22 protein-coding genes are annotated in these 17,827 nt (G+C 45.2%); 19 read left to right on the top strand and 3 right to left on the bottom strand.

Annotated elements, in window-relative coordinates:
* Window positions 1-43 precede the first annotated feature (43 nt).
* A complete protein-coding gene (locus tag SRRS_RS19950) occupies window positions 44-715 on the top strand; it encodes a response regulator (protein WP_371363006.1) in 672 nt (223 codons plus the stop codon).
* Between the two features lie 85 nt (window positions 716-800).
* The gene (locus SRRS_RS19945; protein WP_371363004.1) at window positions 801-1,283 is read left to right on the top strand and encodes a hypothetical protein; all 483 of its coding nucleotides are present in this window, start codon (window positions 801-803) and stop codon (window positions 1,281-1,283) included.
* Here the strand turns inward: SRRS_RS19945 and SRRS_RS19940 are convergent.
* A complete protein-coding gene (locus SRRS_RS19940; RefSeq protein WP_371363003.1) occupies window positions 1,261-1,860 on the bottom strand; it encodes a hypothetical protein in 600 nt (199 codons plus the stop codon). The genes SRRS_RS19945 and SRRS_RS19940 overlap by 23 nt on opposite strands.
* Window positions 1,861-2,027: 167 nt before the next feature.
* Between SRRS_RS19940 and SRRS_RS19935 the strand changes: the two genes are divergently transcribed.
* The 5 genes from SRRS_RS19935 to SRRS_RS19915 all read left to right on the top strand — a co-directional run bounded on the left by SRRS_RS19935 (window position 2,028) and on the right by SRRS_RS19915 (window position 5,758).
* Complete coding sequence (locus tag SRRS_RS19935; protein WP_371363002.1) at window positions 2,028-3,956, top strand: ABC-F family ATP-binding cassette domain-containing protein; 1,929 nt, start codon at window positions 2,028-2,030, stop codon at window positions 3,954-3,956.
* 216 nt (window positions 3,957-4,172) lie between these two features.
* Window positions 4,173-4,763 (top strand): RNA polymerase sigma factor, encoded by a 591-nt coding sequence (locus tag SRRS_RS19930; protein ID WP_371363000.1) that lies wholly within the window; start codon window positions 4,173-4,175, stop codon window positions 4,761-4,763.
* A gap of 339 nt (window positions 4,764-5,102) precedes the next feature.
* A complete protein-coding gene (locus SRRS_RS19925; RefSeq protein ID WP_371362999.1) occupies window positions 5,103-5,327 on the top strand; it encodes a DUF1659 domain-containing protein in 225 nt (74 codons plus the stop codon).
* A 44-nt stretch (window positions 5,328-5,371) separates the two neighbouring features.
* A complete protein-coding gene (locus SRRS_RS19920; RefSeq protein WP_371362997.1) occupies window positions 5,372-5,584 on the top strand; it encodes a DUF2922 domain-containing protein in 213 nt (70 codons plus the stop codon).
* 30 nt (window positions 5,585-5,614) lie between these two features.
* Window positions 5,615-5,758: a YvrJ family protein gene (locus SRRS_RS19915; protein WP_371362996.1), complete on the top strand. Its 144-nt coding sequence runs from the start codon at window positions 5,615-5,617 to the stop codon at window positions 5,756-5,758.
* Window positions 5,759-5,826: 68 nt separating this feature from the next.
* Here the strand turns inward: SRRS_RS19915 and SRRS_RS19910 are convergent, their stop codons facing one another.
* On the bottom strand, window positions 5,827-5,961 hold the full coding sequence (locus SRRS_RS19910) for a hypothetical protein (RefSeq protein ID WP_371362995.1): 135 nt from the start codon (window positions 5,959-5,961) through the stop codon (window positions 5,827-5,829).
* 190 nt (window positions 5,962-6,151) lie between these two features.
* Here SRRS_RS19910 and SRRS_RS19905 point away from each other — a divergent pair, with 190 nt between their 5' ends.
* Together SRRS_RS19905 and SRRS_RS19900 are read left to right on the top strand one after the other, a co-directional pair.
* Window positions 6,152-8,317: an ATP-dependent RecD-like DNA helicase gene (locus SRRS_RS19905; protein ID WP_371362994.1), complete on the top strand. Its 2,166-nt coding sequence runs from the start codon at window positions 6,152-6,154 to the stop codon at window positions 8,315-8,317.
* Window positions 8,311-8,967 carry a ComF family protein gene (locus SRRS_RS19900; protein WP_371362993.1) on the top strand — a complete coding sequence of 219 codons (657 nt, stop codon included), beginning with the start codon at window positions 8,311-8,313 and terminating at the stop codon, window positions 8,965-8,967. The genes SRRS_RS19905 and SRRS_RS19900 overlap by 7 nt, the downstream gene beginning before the upstream one ends.
* A gap of 1 nt (window position 8,968) precedes the next feature.
* On the opposite strand, the gene SRRS_RS19895 is transcribed toward SRRS_RS19900, so the two are convergent.
* Complete coding sequence (locus tag SRRS_RS19895; RefSeq protein ID WP_371369894.1) at window positions 8,969-9,568, bottom strand: HD-GYP domain-containing protein; 600 nt, start codon at window positions 9,566-9,568, stop codon at window positions 8,969-8,971.
* Between the two features lie 238 nt (window positions 9,569-9,806).
* On the opposite strand from SRRS_RS19895, the gene SRRS_RS19890 reads away from it, so the two are divergent.
* The 10 genes from SRRS_RS19890 to fliD all read left to right on the top strand — a co-directional run bounded on the left by SRRS_RS19890 (window position 9,807) and on the right by fliD (window position 17,796).
* Window positions 9,807-10,214, top strand: coding sequence for a flagellar protein (locus SRRS_RS19890; RefSeq protein ID WP_371362992.1), 408 nt, complete (start codon window positions 9,807-9,809; stop codon window positions 10,212-10,214).
* Window positions 10,215-10,353: 139 nt separating this feature from the next.
* A complete protein-coding gene (flgM, locus tag SRRS_RS19885; RefSeq protein WP_371362991.1) occupies window positions 10,354-10,647 on the top strand; it encodes a flagellar biosynthesis anti-sigma factor FlgM in 294 nt (97 codons plus the stop codon).
* A 27-nt stretch (window positions 10,648-10,674) separates the two neighbouring features.
* Complete coding sequence (locus SRRS_RS19880; protein ID WP_371369892.1) at window positions 10,675-11,163, top strand: flagellar protein FlgN; 489 nt, start codon at window positions 10,675-10,677, stop codon at window positions 11,161-11,163.
* Window positions 11,164-11,201: 38 nt separating this feature from the next.
* Entirely contained in the window at window positions 11,202-13,097 is a 1,896-nt protein-coding gene (flgK, locus tag SRRS_RS19875; RefSeq protein ID WP_371362990.1) for a flagellar hook-associated protein FlgK, read from the top strand.
* Between the two features lie 11 nt (window positions 13,098-13,108).
* A complete protein-coding gene (flgL, locus tag SRRS_RS19870; protein WP_371362988.1) occupies window positions 13,109-14,386 on the top strand; it encodes a flagellar hook-associated protein FlgL in 1,278 nt (425 codons plus the stop codon).
* A gap of 15 nt (window positions 14,387-14,401) precedes the next feature.
* A complete protein-coding gene (locus SRRS_RS19865; protein WP_371362987.1) occupies window positions 14,402-14,962 on the top strand; it encodes a DUF6470 family protein in 561 nt (186 codons plus the stop codon).
* 173 nt (window positions 14,963-15,135) lie between these two features.
* Window positions 15,136-15,594: a flagellar assembly protein FliW gene (gene fliW / locus SRRS_RS19860; RefSeq protein ID WP_371362985.1), complete on the top strand. Its 459-nt coding sequence runs from the start codon at window positions 15,136-15,138 to the stop codon at window positions 15,592-15,594.
* Between the two features lies 1 nt (window position 15,595).
* Entirely contained in the window at window positions 15,596-15,826 is a 231-nt protein-coding gene (gene csrA, locus SRRS_RS19855; protein ID WP_371362984.1) for a carbon storage regulator CsrA, read from the top strand.
* A gap of 74 nt (window positions 15,827-15,900) precedes the next feature.
* Entirely contained in the window at window positions 15,901-16,269 is a 369-nt protein-coding gene (locus tag SRRS_RS19850; RefSeq protein ID WP_371362983.1) for a flagellar protein FlaG, read from the top strand.
* A gap of 18 nt (window positions 16,270-16,287) precedes the next feature.
* A complete protein-coding gene (gene fliD, locus SRRS_RS19845; RefSeq protein WP_371362981.1) occupies window positions 16,288-17,796 on the top strand; it encodes a flagellar filament capping protein FliD in 1,509 nt (502 codons plus the stop codon).
* Window positions 17,797-17,827 lie beyond the last annotated feature (31 nt).

Here is a 17,827-nt window from a genome sequence, read left to right as displayed (position 1 = left end):
TACTTTTTATATATTTTACATAACCCGCCAGGAGGTGGTTTTTTTGCCGATTAGAATTGTTATCGCAGATGACCATGCCCTGCTTAGGCAGGGGATAAAAAATGTTCTCTCGTTGGAGCCGGATTTTGATGTTATTGGCGAAGCTGCCGATGGGGCTGAAGCCATATATAAGGTAGATAACTTAAAACCGGATATACTTTTGCTTGATGTAAATATGCCGCGATTGAATGGGCTGGAAGTAACCAAGCAGCTGAAACAGGCGAGTGCACCGGTTAAGGTTATTATTCTTACCATGCATGATGATGAGAGCTATGTATTAGAAGTGATTAAGTCCGGGGCAGTTGGTTATCTTTTAAAAGATATTGAACCGGGAATGCTGGTAAAGGCCATTCGTATTGTTTTTGCCGGACAATCATTTATCTATCCTACATTGGCGCAGCGCTTATTTGGTGAGCTTTCGCGCCAGGAAGAAAAACGTCTGGAAGTTCCGCAAATGCTGGAACGGCGTAAAGAAGAGCGGTTGACCTACCGGGAAGTGGAAGTTTTGCAACTGATCGGCCAGGGTATGAGCAATCAGGAGATCGCCAAAAAACTGTATTTAAGTGAAAAGACCGTTAAAAACCATTTAACAAATATTTTTCGCAAGATCAATGTTGTTGACCGGACACAAGCTGTGTTGTATGCAATTAAGCATAAAATTGTAGTGCTTGACTAATTAAGTATATAATCAACCTCAAGTAACGTTTTTTATAGACTGTGCATATACTATCCTATCCCAAAGCGAAGGGGGTAGGATAGTTTTGTTTTTATCATATACGGCAAGTATTGTCTTGCTCTCGTTGGCGTTGTATGGTTTGTGGTACGTCATAAAAGATATCTGGAATTGGATTCATACGCTGGAGTTTGTACGGCCGCCTGATGTCAGTTTTGTTATATTAGTGCGTAACATGGAGCATGAGATAGAGGATTTGATGCGGTATTTGGTCAAAGAGATAGTGGACGGTGGCCACGAATGTGACGCTGTTATTGTAGATTGCGGCTCTGATGATCTAACTCCGATTATTTTAAAAAGGTTAGCCACCGAAATGGATACTATCACTTTTGTAACAGGAACAAGCGTGGCTCGCCCTGTTGCCGAAGTAATGCCTTTATGCCGCGGGGCGGTGGTACATATACTTGATTTGACCAGCAGGCTGAATGTTGAGCAGTTTATGGTGGTGGTTTCCTCTCTGTTACGGCAGAATAAACATGAGGTGGCAGTTAAGAGTAGGGCTGACGCTTGATAGCCAGTATTTCATTAAATACATCAACAAGCTTTACCGCCAGCGTCAACAGTTCCGGTGAATAACCGGCGAAACTTTCCTGGAAAGAGCGAGCAGGTAAAGCGTTTAGTGAGTAAGGTGTGGAACTGACCGCCAGCCGGGTTAAAGCAAGTTGACGGTTAATAGTAACTGATGTCCAAAGAACCGGGACTTCAGCCTTACCTGACAACGTAATTGTTGCCTGGTAAGGTTTATTTGTGCTGGTACGTACGGCGGTAACAGCGTGGAAATTAATGTAGCCGGTGGTAGTGTCACCATTTATGCGGGGTTTACGCACTTTAACCGGAACAAGAACAAGTCCTGGCGCTATGGGCAATGGTTCCAGATTTTTTCGTCCGGTTGCCGCTTTAGTTCTATTTTTCAGTGCTGTAAGATCAACAGCACGGCTTTTGGCTAATCGTTGAATAACGGTGCGGACTTTTGTGTTTAGAGTGGTAGTACTGCCATCGTCAGCGATTATTAGCGTACTGTCGCCGGCAGTGGTGTAACAGGGAAGAATGGCGGTAATACGCGCATAGGCAGGTAAAAGATTGGTCATAACATACCTCCGTCTTTACCGAACATATGTTCGATGATATGGATCCATAATAACAGAAAAGTAATATATTGGCAAGGGGGGGGGCAATTGTAGCAGCAAAAAGCGACGGTACTTGTGCATAGGCCTGGGAATCGTTACAATAGTAAGGGAAAGACAGGGAGGTACATATGAGTTTACTGGAAGTTCGCGGCCTGAGTAAGGCCTATGGCATACAAACAATTTTTTCTGATATTAATTTTCAAATTCGCCGGGGAGAAAAGGTTGGTTTAATCGGACCCAACGGTGCAGGCAAAACTACCTTGGTGCGCTGCCTGTTAGGCTTTGAAAAACCTGACAGTGGGCAGGTAACTTTGGCTGTGGAAGAGCGTGTCGGGTATGTAGAACAGGATACCGGGGTGGGCAGCGCTACCTTATATGACGAACTGGTTGCGGCATACGGTGATGTTTTGGGCTGGCAGCAGGAAATGCGGCGACTGGAAGCCGGTATTGCCAGTGAAAAGGATCAGGGCAAACTTGAAAGATTAATGAAAGAGTACGCGCAAGCCGTCGAGCGGTTTGAACGGGGCGGCGGCTATGAATATGAGAACACCGTTAGACGAGTGGCATTCGGTTTGGGCTTTACGGCAGAGGACTTAACCCGGCCTGCCAATGAATTTTCCGGCGGCCAGAAAACACGGATTTGCTTGGCGCGGGCTCTTATCAGGCAGCCTGATTTTCTGTTTTTGGACGAGCCGACAAACCATTTGGATTTGGGTATGGTTGAGTGGCTTGAGGAATTTTTAATAAACTATTCGGGGGCTGTGCTGGTTATATCCCATGACCGCTATTTTCTTGACAATGTAGCAGGCAGAATTCTGGCCATTGAAAATAGTACGATTGCTGATTACAGTGGCAATTACAGCGAATACCTAGAGAAAAAAGCCGAAAAATTTGCTGCCCAGGACAAGGCATATGCCAAACAGCAGGCGTTTATTGCCAAGACGGAAGCCTATATTGACCGTTACCGGGCCGGAATCAAATCCAAACAGGCCCGGGGGCGGCAGAGTCAGCTTGCCCGGTTGGAGAGACTGGCGCGACCTGAGGATATGACCGGGTTTGATTTTTTTGCGTTTAACCCGCCGGCTGAGTGTGCCGAGCGTGTTGCTGAGCTGGGAGAAGTAACGGCCGGTTACGGGGACAAGACAATACTTAACGAAGTGTCACTGCTCGTCCGGCGCGGTGATGGTGTGGCGCTGGTAGGACCCAATGGCGCAGGGAAGACCACGCTGTTAAAGCTATTGACAGGCGATCTTGAGGCCAACCGTGGCAAGGTTAAGCTGGGCAGCCGGGTGCGGCTGGGGTATTTTGCTCAGGAGCATGAAACACTGACAGAGACCAATAGTGTGCTTGAGGAAGTCATGCGTGAATTTGCGTTCAGTGAAGAGCGAAGCCGCCATTATCTTGGTTCTTTCCTCTTCCGCGGTGATGACGTGTACAAACGGGTAGGTGATTTGTCCGGCGGGGAAAAGGCCAGGCTGGCGCTGCTAAAGCTTATGCTGGCAGGAGCTAATTTCCTTATCCTGGACGAACCGACAAACCATCTGGACATTGCGGCGCGGGAGGCCGTGGAAGAAGCCATTATGAACTTCCCCGGTACCTTTTTGACCGTGTCCCATGACCGGTATTTCCTGGATAAGGTGGCTAACCGGATGGTAGAGATGGATAATGGACAGCTGACAGAATACGCCGGCAACTACAGCTATTACCGTGACAAAAAAACGGCGGCGGAAAAGGCTGCTGCTCAGGCGGCCAGCCAGGCCAGTGCTATTGAAAAGAAGCAAAACGGTAAAGCGGCCACTGCGCAGGGCCAGCCTAACAGTGGTAAATCCGCCAACAAGCGCAAACCGGATACCGCCAAACAAGCCAAAAAGCTGGAAGAAGAGATTGCCATGCTGGAACATGAACTGACCGCACTTGAAGTTAGACTAAATGATCCTGAAAGTCATGCAGATGCTTCATTAAGCCGGGAATTGGCAGATGAGTATGCGGCAAAACAGGCTGAGTTGGAGGAAAAGTACGGAACTTGGCTTGAATTAACAAGCGAAGAAGAAGAGTAACTGAATAAAATAAATTATTTTCTATATTGGTTTTAGCCTTAATCAGGGTATTTTTGCTGGCAAATAAATGTTGTCTTGATAGTAAATAGAATTTAGCTGGCCTGGCTCAAGCATTGACTTGAGCCAGGCCGGCTTTTGTTTTTTAGCAGGCTGGGGTGCTACCCTGTAGGCAAGCGCTAATATAGAGGAACCGGTTCCTCGCCGACAGGTGAGGAAATGAGTTTAGAACAGCTAGTTCTTGAAGTTCAGGCAGGCAATACGGGAGAGTCTGCGTTTGCTGAGATTTGCCAACGTTTTACCGGACTGGTGAAAAAGTACGCTAATCAACCGCATGTGGCGGTAATTAAAGAGGAAGCCCTAGCCGAAGGCTGGCTGGCCGTAGCCGCGGCAGTGCGGACCTATGACCCGGCGGCCGGCGTCCGCTTTGCCGGTTATGTCGAGAGCAAGGTCAAATACGCGGTCTGGAATTTATTTAAACGGGAACGCCGGCACTGGCAGCAGGAAATGCTGTTTGACAATGGTTGTACGAACGATACGGATGATGAGCCGCTAAATTTCATTGAGATGTTAGCAGCCGACGAACAGGTGGAGAATGAGGTGGAAACCCATTTTACTAATCAGATCATTAACGATGCGTTGCTGAAGCTACCTGAAAAACAGCGCCTGACGATCGTCAAGACGCTATTAGGTGAAGCGCAGTTAGCAGATATAGCAGCTGAACTTGAGGTTACGCCGCAAGCTGTGTATGGATTACGGCAGCGTGGATTAGTCCGGTTAAGGAAAGAATTGGCGAAAAATATCTTTTAAAAAAACTCTGGAAGGGGTATAATAAACATAGGATAAATAAGAACGCCCCTGCTGGTAACAGGAGCGTTCGGAAGAATACCGGAGGTTAGCGGAATAGTTCGGCAATGATACGCAGTATCATTCTGAACAATCCGTCTGAGACTGTGAGTTTAAAGTGTTTAGTCTCAAGGCGCATGGCAATCACCTCCTGTATTCAATTAGGGACGAGCTGGGAACTCGTCCCTTATCCATGATTATAGCAGGAAAATCTATCCTATTGCTTGGATAGATTTATTTTTTTTACCCTGTTTAAAAATCCCTTTACCCAGAATGTATATGAGTGTAAAGGGGGTGAGCAGCATGGCAGTGGTAAAATTACCGCAAAACGGTAAATTATCTCTCAAAGTGCAGACTGGGGTAAGTGCTACCGGTAACCCGGTGTACCGTCTCAGAGCATTTGCCAACATTAGAGCCGGAGCAACTGACAGCGATGTTCTCGCAGTGGCCGAAGGCTTGGCAAATCTGCAAAAACACAAGCTGGCGGACATTATCCGTCAGGACGTAAACAACCTCGCTAATCAATAATTCAGTAAGTCCCAGTTAAGTAATAAAGGAAAGGAGGAGCGGCTATGAGTAAGACTTTGGAACTGGTATTTCGCACCAGCGCGGGTAAGGAAACTACCATTAGTGTTCCCGACCCCAAAGACGATCTGACATTAGTGCAGGCGCAAGCGGTTATGAAGGACATCATCGACAAAAATATCTTTTCCGTTAAAGGCAATGCCCTGACGGAAAAGGTAGAGGCTCGTATTCGCAACCGCGAAACGGTAGCTTTGGTGTAGCTGTTTGCTGACCGCGAAAGGAGTAATTCTATGGAACAAATGCTCAACTATATTTCCAGTTATGGTTTTCCGATGGTAGTGGCAGTATATCTGCTAGTACGAATTGAAGGCAGGCTGGAAGTCTTAGCTGCCAGCATAAACGATTTGGCAAAAATCATCGCCCAGCGGCTGTAAAAAAAAGTAAAGACCGAATTACCTGCAATAGGCAGGTAATTCGGTCTTTTGCTTTTAATATAAAGTAATTATCTGATGGTAACGGCTAGAAGATAAACACTGGAAAGCAGAAGTATCAGGGGAAAGACGAAGTTGCCGACACGGGATGGACGATTAATGGTGCGGTTTTGGTAATAATGGTAGGTATACATATCCTCTTTCATGCTACGCGCCTCACAATTTGCAAATTATTGTAACAAATACAAGTTTCCTGTATAATTAATACTCTCATTTATTCCAAAATCCTTCCAGCTTAATAAAAAAAAAGCAGGATTTTGGTATAATTGTTGCGAATAGAATAAGAACTTATGTTTGGGTAAGGTATATCGATCCTAATCACTAGGGGTAAATGTAGTGGATAACATATTAGAAGGCATTGTTGAAAATATAACCTTTCAGGCCGCTGATGGCAGTTTCACTGTGTTTCGCCTGAAACCAACTAATGAGAACACTGCGGTAGCTGTAACCGGCAATTTTCCCGCGCCCTTGGTTGGAGAACACGTAAACGTAACCGGCGTCTGGATAGAACATAGCCGCTATGGGCGCCAGTTTAAAGCAGCTGTTTGCCGGCGGGTTGCGCCTACTTCCGAGCGGGGGATTGAGCGCTTTCTGGCATCCGGTGCCGTAAAAGGTATCGGGCCGGCCATGGCGGCCCGGCTGGTGAAGCATTTTGGTGTGCGGACACTGGAAATAATGGAGCTTTACCCGCATCGCTTAGCCGAGGTAGAAGGTATTGGCAGCAAAAAACTGGAACAGATTCGTAAATCCTATGCGGAGCAAGCTGAGTTAAAAGAACTAATGTTGTTTTTGGAGATGCATGGAGTTACCGGAGCCTATGCGGCGAGGATTTTTGCGTGCTATAGTTCAGATTCGGTGAACGTATTGCAGAGAGAGCCATATCGGCTGGCGGAAGAAGTCAAAGGCATCGGTTTTCGTATTGCCGATCAAATTGCGATGGCAGTAGGTTTTGAACGGGAGCATCCTTCGCGGTTGGTCGCCGGTGTCCAGTTTGCTTTGTTACAAACCGGGCAGGCCGGTCACTGCTGTGTGCCGGAACAGGTATTAACCCAGGAAACAGCCAAACTATTGGCACTTGACCCGGTAGAGATTGCAAACGTTGTCAGTGGGCTGATTCAACAAGGCAAGCTTTATACCGAAGATTTTCATGGCGTGACTTTAATTTATCCGCGCTACTTATACCGGGCGGAAAAATGTGTAGCAGAAAGGCTGCTTATGCTTAAACAGGAGGCCAAACTACTAACCGGTGTTGATAATGAGGTGCAGGCGCTGGTTGATGAGTGGGAAGCGGCAGCCGGAGTTACGCTGGCTGCTGCTCAGCGCGAGGCGTTAAGTGCTGCGCTCACCCATGGAGTACTGGTACTGACCGGCGGCCCGGGAACAGGCAAGACAACAACCGTTAAAGGGATCTTAGCCTTATTAGAGCAGCAAGGCTGTAAAATTGTCTTAGGTGCGCCTACCGGCCGGGCAGCCAAACGTTTGGCTGAAACAACCGGACGGGAAGCGATGACTATTCATCGTTTGCTTGAGGCCGGGGGCGGGGCTGAGGAGGAACCGATGTTTGCCCGGGGCGAGTATAATCCGCTGGATGCCGATGTCGTCATTATTGATGAAACCTCCATGATGGATATGGTGTTGATGAGCTGCTTTTTGCAAGCGGTGCCGGACGGTTGCCGGGTAGTGCTGGTTGGAGATGTCGACCAGCTGCCGGCCGTTGGCCCTGGTTCCGTACTTAAGGATATTATCCGTTCCCAGGTAGTGCCGGTGGTGAGACTGACAGAAGTATTTCGCCAAACCGGCGAAAGTATGATCGTACTCAATGCACACCGTATTAACCGGGCGCTATTGCCCGAATGCGGCAGCGCGGATTTTCAGTTCCGGGAGATGGCGGACAGTGAAACGGCAGCCGAGGCTATCGTAACCTTATGTAAAATTGAACTGGCCGAGGAAGGCTTTGATATCTGGCGGGATGTGCAGGTTTTATCGCCCATGCACCGGCAACCCTGCGGGGTCGAGAACCTCAATCGCCTGCTGCAGGCGGCGCTCAATCCTCCGGTAGAAGGCAAGGACTATCTGCAAAGCGTCAATCAAGTACTGCGTGAAGGTGACAAAGTGATGCAAATCCGCAACAACTACACCAAACGGGTATTTAACGGTGATATCGGTTATATTCTGGCGATCGCCGACGGCAAAGTACTTGTACGCTATCCGGAAGATGATGTTGTGTACGAAAAGGGCGAACATGATGAATTGACCCTGGCTTATGCCATGAGTGTTCACAAAAGCCAGGGCAGTGAGTATCCGGTTGTTGTTATGCCGCTTACACCAGGACATCACATTATGCTGCAGCGCAATTTATTATATACCGCCGTCACCAGGGCAAAAGAACGGGTTATTCTGCTGGGCACGAAAGCGGCGTTAAACACGGCGGTAACCAGTGACCGTACAAGACGGCGCTACTCGCTTTTGGCCGAGCGGCTAAGAGGCGAAAGCTTATGCTGAACGATTGGCTGGAGGCCTTAGTAAGTATTCTCTTTCCCCAGCGCTGCCCGGTCTGCCGCCAATGGGCAGATGCTAAGGGCTGGTGTCAGGCGTGCCTTACAAGAACTGCTAAGATCAGGCAGATATCGTTGCCACTACATAACTTAGTTTGGCTGGATGCCTGTCTGACTGTTGCCGACTATTCCGGACCGGTGCAGCGCCTAATTCGGGACATGAAATTTCGTCGTATTACCAGGCATACGGTCAGACTTAGGCAGCTGCTCCACCATGCAGTCAAGCCACAAAAGGTTCAGGGAATGGATGCTGTTGTGCCTGTGCCGCTTCATGCTGCCCGCCTGCGGGAACGTGGTTTTAATCAGACCGCGCTGATCTTTAGGCCTTGGGCGGCCCGGCAAGGAATTATTTGGTTAGAAGCTTTGACTCGGACCAGAGCCACCGAACCGCAATGGGAACTTGATCTAAAACAACGCCGAAAAAATATAAAAGGCGCGTTTGCTGTAACGCGCCCCGAATTGATAGTCGGAAAAAACATATTATTAGTTGACGATATATTTACCAGCGGCTTAACTATGGAGGAATGTGCCCGGGTACTAAAACGAGCCGGAGCAGCAAAGGTACAGGGCTTAGCGCTGACCAGTGGCGCGCGCTAGTTTATCCTAAGGCATCAATGAAGGCCCGGACTACCTCGGGATCGAATGCCATGCCGGAAAGACTGAGAAGTTCCCGAACGGCCTCGTCCTTTGTTTTTACCCAGTTTTGCGTGCAGGGATTGATAAACCGGTCATAGTAATTGGCTACGGCGATAATGCGTGCACCGAGCGGGATGTTTACGCCTTTTAACCGCTTGGGATAACCTGTTCCGTCAAAACGTTCATGGTGAAAACGGATATACGGAATAAGCTCCTGGCAGGACGGGATGTTTTCTAACATGCAGCTGCCGGCGTTACAATGATTTTTAAACACACTCATCTCACGGGTAGATAGATAAGGTACTTTCGCCAGTACCTGATTAGGCACTGTGAGATGACCTACATCATGCAAGAGCGCCGCTAAACGGATACGCTCAATTTCTTCCCGGGGTAACCGCATTTTTGCGGCAACACTAACCGCATAATTGGCTACTTGATGGCTGTGCAAAAAAAGTTTGGCATTTTTTAGTTGAATAAGCTGCAAAAAATTGGCGATTATACCGTGAACCGTTTCGGTGCCGGCATAAACTTCAGGGTCCTGCATCAGCGTTAGCATATTCACGATAAACTGCCTTTCATAGGAGACCAGTTGTTTGGTTTCCATAATAACTATAACTATCTCATTAAGGGCTAAAAACCTACAAAATAAGCAATATTTTTAATTAGCCATAAATCGTCATTATCCTGCTTGATTTTTTAAAAAAAATGTATAATTTTTTATAAATGAGTCTTAAGGCCTAGCTAGGCTAGTGCGAAGAAATAATATATAATGAATTTACAGATTAAAAGGAGGGCAGCTCATGGGATTAGCTAATTGTCCTGAATGTGGCAAACTTTACGTGGAAAACGCGGCTAGGGTTTGTCCGGAGTGCTACCGCAAGCAAGAAGATGATGCGGAGAAAGTAGTGGAATATTTACGTGACGTAGACAAAGCTACCTTGGAAGAAATTCACGAGGCAACCGGGGTTAAACACAAAATCATCTTACGCTTGCTTCGCAGCGGTCGGATTATGGGCAGTACCATTTCCTACCCGTGCGAAACCTGTGGCACGCTTATTGAAGAAGGTCGCCTGTGTACTCAATGCAGTAGAAATATTCTAGATCAAATTAAGATGGATGAGATACACGCGGAGCATGAACGAAACGAATTAGACATCTCCAAAAAAATACGCTCCCGTATGTATGGAAAAGCATTGGATGATAAATAACGTTGATATATTGAGCAATATGCCGAAATAATAAGATACAAACAGATAATTTAACCTAATTGCTTGTGGCGGGGATTAATAACCCCGCCATTTTTGCCGATATTATAAATAGGAATTCCCGAGTTGTGAGGTGCTCATTATGAATATAAAAAATATCCCAAACATTACTAAAGCTTATGGTGAACAAACCAAAGTATCGAAAAGTTCAAAAATGCAGAGTTTGAGTTCGGCCCAGCGCCCGGACGAAGTCATCTTATCGAGTCATGCGCAAGAAGTCAGTCCGCATCTTCGGGCATTACGGGGAATGTCTGAAGTTCGGGAATCCAAAGTAAAAGAACTGTCCGAAAAGATAGCTAACGGCGAGTATAAAGTGGACTCGCGGGAACTTGCAGAAAGAATTATTGCTTATTCTAAGAACGAGCGTCTGTACTAGAAAAGGAGGCTGTTTTGAGTGGCAGCTATGTGGGAAAAACTAGTTATTCTTTTGAACCATACTCTCCAAATATATCAGGCGCTTTTACAATTAAGCCGGAAAAAACGTGAAATCCTGGTAGAGGCTAAGCCGCAGGAACTTGAACTGCTTACTAAACAAGAAGAAAGGTTTATTATTGAGGCAGGTAAGTTGGAAAAGCTGAGGCTTTCAACCATACAGGAACTTGCGGCAGCATTGGGTATAGCTCCTGAACGGGCCGTATTATCGGAACTTGTTGAACATGCTGACAGTGATACTGCCGCTGAGTTAAAGAAGATCGGCCAACAATTTTCCGGGTTGGCGGGTGAACTTACACAGCTTAATGAGCTGAACGAAAAACTAATCCAGCAATCCTTGGAATTTGTGAACTATAACATCAATGTTCTGAGTCAGGCTACGGCAGAATCCACTTATGCGCCAAAGGGCCAACCCGAAACGACCCGGCCAGGACGTTCACTTTTAGATACTAAGGTATGACAGTATGATATTCGTAACATATGTAACGGAGGCGTAAAATGAGATCAACATTTGCTGGTTTGAATACAGTGGTATTAGGGCTTGCCGCCCAAAAACTGTCTCTTGATACAGTGGGACATAATGTTGCCAATGCTAATACAGACGGCTACTCCCGGCAGAGGGTTAACCTTGTTACTTCTTATCCCCAATCGATCTACACCGGTGCAGGCAGATCGCAAATTGGTACCGGTGTTCTTGGTCAGTCTATTACCCGGATTAGAGACACATTTATGGATCAACAAATGTGGAAAGAGTCATCCACGTTAGGTTACGGGGAGACCTTGCTGGGCAACTTAAATAAAATTCAAGGCGTGTTTAGCGATCCGAATACAGATACCGGTATGCAGAGTGTGCTGGATAGCTTTTGGAAGTCCTGGAACAGTCTGGCGGAAGACGGCTCGAATAATGGTGCCCGGAAAGTTGTGCGGGAGCGTGGCGTTGAGCTGGTTGATGCTATTCAACATGCCAGCACCCAATTGCAGAATATGGTTTCTGATATTAATTCAGTTCTTAAAATTCGGGTTGATACTGTTAATCAAATAACCTCAGAGATGCTTTCTCTAAACAAACAGATAATGCAAGTAGAAGCCAGCGGTACTGATCATGCGAATGATCTTCGCGACCGGCGGGATCTCCTTGTTGACCAATTATCAAAAATGATGAATGTACGGGTAACGGAAGAAAAAAATGGTACATATACAGTTCAATCTTCTGGCGTTACGTTGGTGGACGCCAATAATATAACTAAGCTTGTGACAAAATCAAAAAAGGATCCTGATTATGGGTATGAGGTAGTAAACATTTATACTGAGCAGGATCAAAAGGATGACACTAAACCGCCCATCAACTTTACCGATGGTGAAATCAAGGGACTTATCGACTCACGGGATAAAACGGCTGACAGCACTACAGGTAATTCACGGGAAAGTGACATTAGCGCCAAAGCCTATTTGAACAAGTTGTCCAAAATGAGTCAATTTTTGCTGCAGGAGTTTAACTCTGTGCACCGGGATGGATACGGGTTAAGTGATGATGATACTGGATATAACTTTTTCGGTGTTAGTAAGCCAAACCCCCCGGCTGTAGACAATACTGACTATAGCAATTCCACCAATTTTACTGCACTATTCGGACATGAGCCGACAGCAAAAGACTGGATCGATCAATTACGGGTTAATGAGGATATGTTTAATTCAGTTAATGGTTTAAACCATATTGCTGCTAAGACGAAGGTGGGAAGTTTGACGGTATCGCAGAGCGATCCTTCTGCTCCTAAGATTAGACTTGGCGGGGACTACCCTGCCGGAGTATCCTTGCCTGCTAATTATACGGTTACAGTAAATAGAAATGCTGATGGAACCATCTCTAATGTTAGCTACAGTTATAAAGATAGTAAAGGGGTAGATAGTGGGGCTATCAACGTAACACCACCATTTTCCGAATCGGCAAACGGAACCACAAAAATTAGTCTAGGTTCTTTATCTATTACCGTAGATACGAAAAATACAAAAGGTACGGCCTGTACGTATACCTTTACCACTCTCAAAGAAGCGCAAAACAATGCGGCCGGTGATAATGCCACTAATATGTACAACCGGTTAAAACAAGATATTTCAGCTACACTGGAAAGTTCTTCCCTGGATACCTTTTATGGCTCTGTGATTGGCGCTCTTGGTGTACAGACGCAAAATATCGGTCGTTTGAAAACAAACCAGACGACATTAGTAAATCAGATCACTAACTGGCGGTCCTCGGTATCAGGCGTTAATCTTGATGAAGACTTGAGTGACATGATTCGCTTTCAGAAAGGGTATAATTCCGCCGCCAGGATTTTGACCGCGATGGACGAAATGCTTGATAAATTAATTAATGGCACAGGCGCTGTAGGAAGGTAGGGACTGAAAAAATGCGCGTAAGCACAAACATGTTGAGCTACAACTTCATGACAAGTTTAAATAGTGCATTGGAACGGCAAAATAACCTGCAGGAAAAACTAGCTGACGGAAAGGACCTGCATCGTCCGTCCGATGACCCTGTTAAAACCATCAGGAGTCTTAGATTTAATATTAATCTAAGAGAAAATGAACAATATACACAAAATGTTAAAGATGCTTTGTCCTGGATGGAAACAACTGACGGGGCAATGAGTGATTTGAGTTCGCTCACTATTAAAGCGAAAGAACTTGTCACTAACGCAATCGCTCCTAATCCTAACATGGCGTTGGATGCAATTGCGAAGGAACTTGATGGTATCATTAACCAAATGGTACAGATCGGCAATACCAGAATTGGCGACAGATATATATTTGCGGGACAGAAGGACAAAACGGAACCATTTAAGCGCGAAATTTTGGAAGATGCCAATGGAAATAAAATCGAAACGGTTACTTACTCTGGTGACAGTAACAAAATATCAATGCGTATCCAACCGGGGAGTATGACCCCTTCACAAGACAGTGTTAACCTTACCGGCGAAGAAGTCTTTGGCTCACTCAAGACGGTCACTACTAAGGATGGTACTCAGCTCAAAACAGCTGACTTGTTTAATAACCTGTTAGCGATAAAAAGATCTTTGGAAGGAAAACAGAGTCAAAGCAATCCTACCGGTGGACAGTTAACGTTAGACAGTGGTAGTCCTGGTAGCCCCGACAAGGCATTTATTTTAAAAATCGATAATGTTGCCGGTGGATTGCCGCAAAGTCCTGTATCCTATTCAATTGACGGCGGAGAAACGTGGAATAATGCGGCGATTGACGCGACGGGGCAAATTACCTTTCCTGCCGGCACTTTAAATAAGACGTCCGCCGTTGTATATAATGTAGCCAGTTCACCTAATACGGCAAAAGGTGATACATACACTATTCCGACCACTGCTGATGGGGGAGCCTCCTGCAGCTCCAACTTGAAATGGTTATCGAATGTCGGCATGGATTTAGTAGATAAAGTGCATGATCAAATTCTCAACACCCAAACGGAGATAGGTGCCAGGATGTCTATGTACGAACAAGCCCAGTCTCTTCTAGAGAGGGATAATGTTGTTATCACGGGCGATGTGTCTGCCAATGAAGACCTGGACATACCTAAAGCGATGGTGGATTTCAAAACAAGTGAAAGTATATATCGTACTGCACTATCAATTGGTGCCCGACTCATGCCGCCTTCACTGGCCGATTTCCTAAAATAGTAGGGGGCGATTACAATGCTCACCCTCAATATTTCTCAGCAATATGCCAAAATCAGTATATCAACTACCCGGGCGGAAATGAACCTATCCACCACTCGACCTCAACTTAGTATGGAAAATGAGCCGGCCAAAGTCGAAATCAGCCAGCCTAAAGGGGAACTGGATATTGACTGGGATCCATTCCGGGCGTCTTATGGCATCAAGACTTGTAGCCAAGTTTCACGGGATTATGCTGAGCTAGGCAGGCAGGCGGCCCTTGAAGGTATTGGCCGCATTGCCGAAGAAGGTAATAGAATGGCCAAGATAGAATCAAAAGAAGACCCGATGGTGGCTATGGCTGCTGAATCCACCTTGCCGCCGGAACCTGAAATCACATGGTCTTGGTTAGAGCCTCCCTCTATTCGTTACACGGCACATCCAGTGAAATTTAAACCATCACCGGGGCATCTTACTGTTAAATTTACTCCAGGCACCGTTGATATGAACTACAAACCCGCTAATGTTGATATTCGAATGGCTCAGTATCCTAGTGTAAAAATGTGGGTAACCGATAATTCGGTAGATATTAATATATAAAAATAAGCCTTGTTTATCTGACATAAAATGGTTATAATATAAGCAAAACATCAACCGCCTTTGTTGGCGTATAGTAATACTTCCTGTATTTAAGTATGGGCAGAGGGCGAATCTCTGCCCAATATTTATTATGTATATGGCTATGTTCTTTTGCGAAAAAAAGGAGGTTACCCATGCTAATTCAATCTACTCGTTTTGGACAAATAGAAATTGTTGATAGTGAACTTATTCATTTTCCTCATGCTCTTCCTGGTTTCCAGGCGGAAAAAACATTTGCGTACCTTCCCTACCAGCCGGAAAGTCCCTTTGCCTTTCTTCAATCAATTAACGAACCTGACCTGGCCTTTGTTATTGTTGAACCGTTTGCTTTTTTTAAAGAGTATAGTTTTCATCTCGATGATGCTATCGCTTCCGAATTAGGTTTATCCGACGACAATAAGCCGCGAATCTTTAATATTGTTCGTATTCCCGAAAAAACGGAAGAAATGACAGCAAATCTGTTAGCGCCCATCATCATAAACTGGAATACCCGGCAGGCCATGCAGATTGTGTTGGAAAAATCCCCCTATACCGTGCGTCATCGTCTTTTCCCGCAAGGGTTTCCGGAACAAAAAGAAAAAGGGGGTAAGTAGCATGCTGGCGCTTACCCGTAAAATCGGCGAACGTATCGTTATTGGCGACAACATTACTGTGACAATTGTAGATATTAAGGGTGACAGCATCCGGATTGGTGTAGATGCTCCTAAAGAAGTGAAAATTTACCGCGGGGAAATCTACGATGCGATTGTTGCTGAAAATAAACAGTCGGCAAAATCGATCGACTTGTCTGCGATCGATGTACTAAAGGGAATAAAATTGCCTTGATATATCAAAAAAATCTAAAGGTTTTTCCTTTTTATCCGATAACATATATAGAATAGTAATGCTGAGGTGGTAGCATGGATATTAATACGGGTAATTCAATAAATGTTTCTTCTACCTACACTCCAGTCAAAGCAGCTAATATTGCAGTTAATAGTGAAATAAAACCGGAACTAGCTAAAGAAGAAAATATGCAGCAAGGGGTAAAAGCCCAGGAAATGTCCCGTGGGGACATTGATAAGTCCATGGGAGATTTGAATAAGATCATGCAATTAGTAAATGCTGATCTCAGATTTACCTTACATGAAGAAACACAGCGTCTTATCGTGCAACTTGTTGATTCCAAGGATCAAAAAGTTCTGAAAGAGTTCCCGCCGCACGAGCTCTTAGATACCCTTGCGGCGATAAGAAATTATATTGGTGTGTTATTAGACAAAAAGGCTTAGATTCGAGGAGGGAATGAAATGGCACTAAGAACATATGGCCTTAGTGGATCAGGCATGGATGTTGACCAAATGGTCAAAGATATGATGAAAGCGCAACGGGCTCGTTATGATACCCTGGTTCAGAAGAAAACCAAGGTAGAGTGGAAAAAGGAAGACTTTAATACTATGTATACTACTATTAAAGGCTTCCGCGATACAGTATCAACTTATAAATTGAGCAATATGGTGTCGCCGAAAAGTGTTTCTTCCAATGATGAGAAAGTAATTCAGGCAACTGCTAATGCGGATGCTGCCAATATTACCCATAGTCTTGAAGTTAAACAACTAGCAAAGGGCGTATCCTTGACAAGTGCAGGTGCAAATGCCAGTCCGGCTGCAGCTACCGATACGATTACTACCGGAGCTAGCAAAGACACGCTTGCCAATCAATTTACTGGCTTGACCGGCACATTTAAGATAAAAATAGCCAACGGCAAATTGTCAAAAGAAATAACTATTGATACCAGCAAAAGTATATATCAGGCAGTTAGTGATATTAATAATGCCGGAATCAATGTTAAAGCAAATTATGATGCGTCTCTTGACCGCTTTTTCTTGTCAACAACCGACACCGGCGCTAATACGACATTGGATTTCACGGGCAGTGACGCTAAAGGTAAAGACTTCCTGCAAAACAATCTTAAACTTTGTGTAGATCCTACAAAAAATAAGGGGCAGGATGCCACTATTATTTTGGACAATGTTGAGATAAATCAGCCCAACAATTCTTTTACCATTTCCGATGTTACTTATAATCTCAAAGGCGAAGGAAAAGCAAATGTTGCCGTCGCTCCGGACAATGCTAAAACTCTTGCAAATGTAAAAGCGTTTGTTGATGCATATAACGGTATCTTAGACAAGATTAATTCCGAACTAAAAGAAGATCGCTATAAGGATTATTTGCCGCTAACTGACGAACAAAAGAAACAATTGAGCGAATCACAAATCAAGGCTTGGGAAACAAAGGCCAGAAGCGGAATACTGCGCCGTGACCCGATATTGCAGCAATCGGTTAATCAGATGAGAAACGCTGTTTACAGCCCTGTTTCGGGTGTGTCGGGTAAGTATACCAGTCTCGCATCAATTGGTATAACTACAGGTCTTTATACTGAGGGTGGCAAACTCCATATTGATGATGAAAACAAGCTGAAAAAAGCGATTGAAGAAGACCCGGATGTTATCAACAAGTTATTTACGGCAAATGGCAGCACCAGCAGCACACAAGGGGTTGCTTACCGTTTGTACGATTCGCTTAAAGGAGCTATGGACAAAATCGGCAGAGAAGCCGGTTATTCTGCCGGTATTAGTGATGATACCAAAAGTACGTTGGCTAACGAAATCAGAGATTATAATAGTCAGATAAACACACTGAGTAAACGGCTTGCTACGATGGAAGATAATTATTACAGAAAATTTAATGCCATGGAAGTAGCCCTAGGCAAGATAGGTAAACAAAGTAGCTGGTTAACTTCGCAACTAGGGGGCTAAGCTTGCTAAGTCTATGGAATTGAGGAGGATT

This window comes from Sporomusa rhizae (genome assembly GCF_041428845.1).
GTDB lineage: Bacteria > Bacillota > Negativicutes > Sporomusales > Sporomusaceae > Sporomusa > Sporomusa rhizae.
Note: the sequence above shows the minus strand (reverse complement) of the source record. Positions and strands in the feature narration are given on the sequence as shown.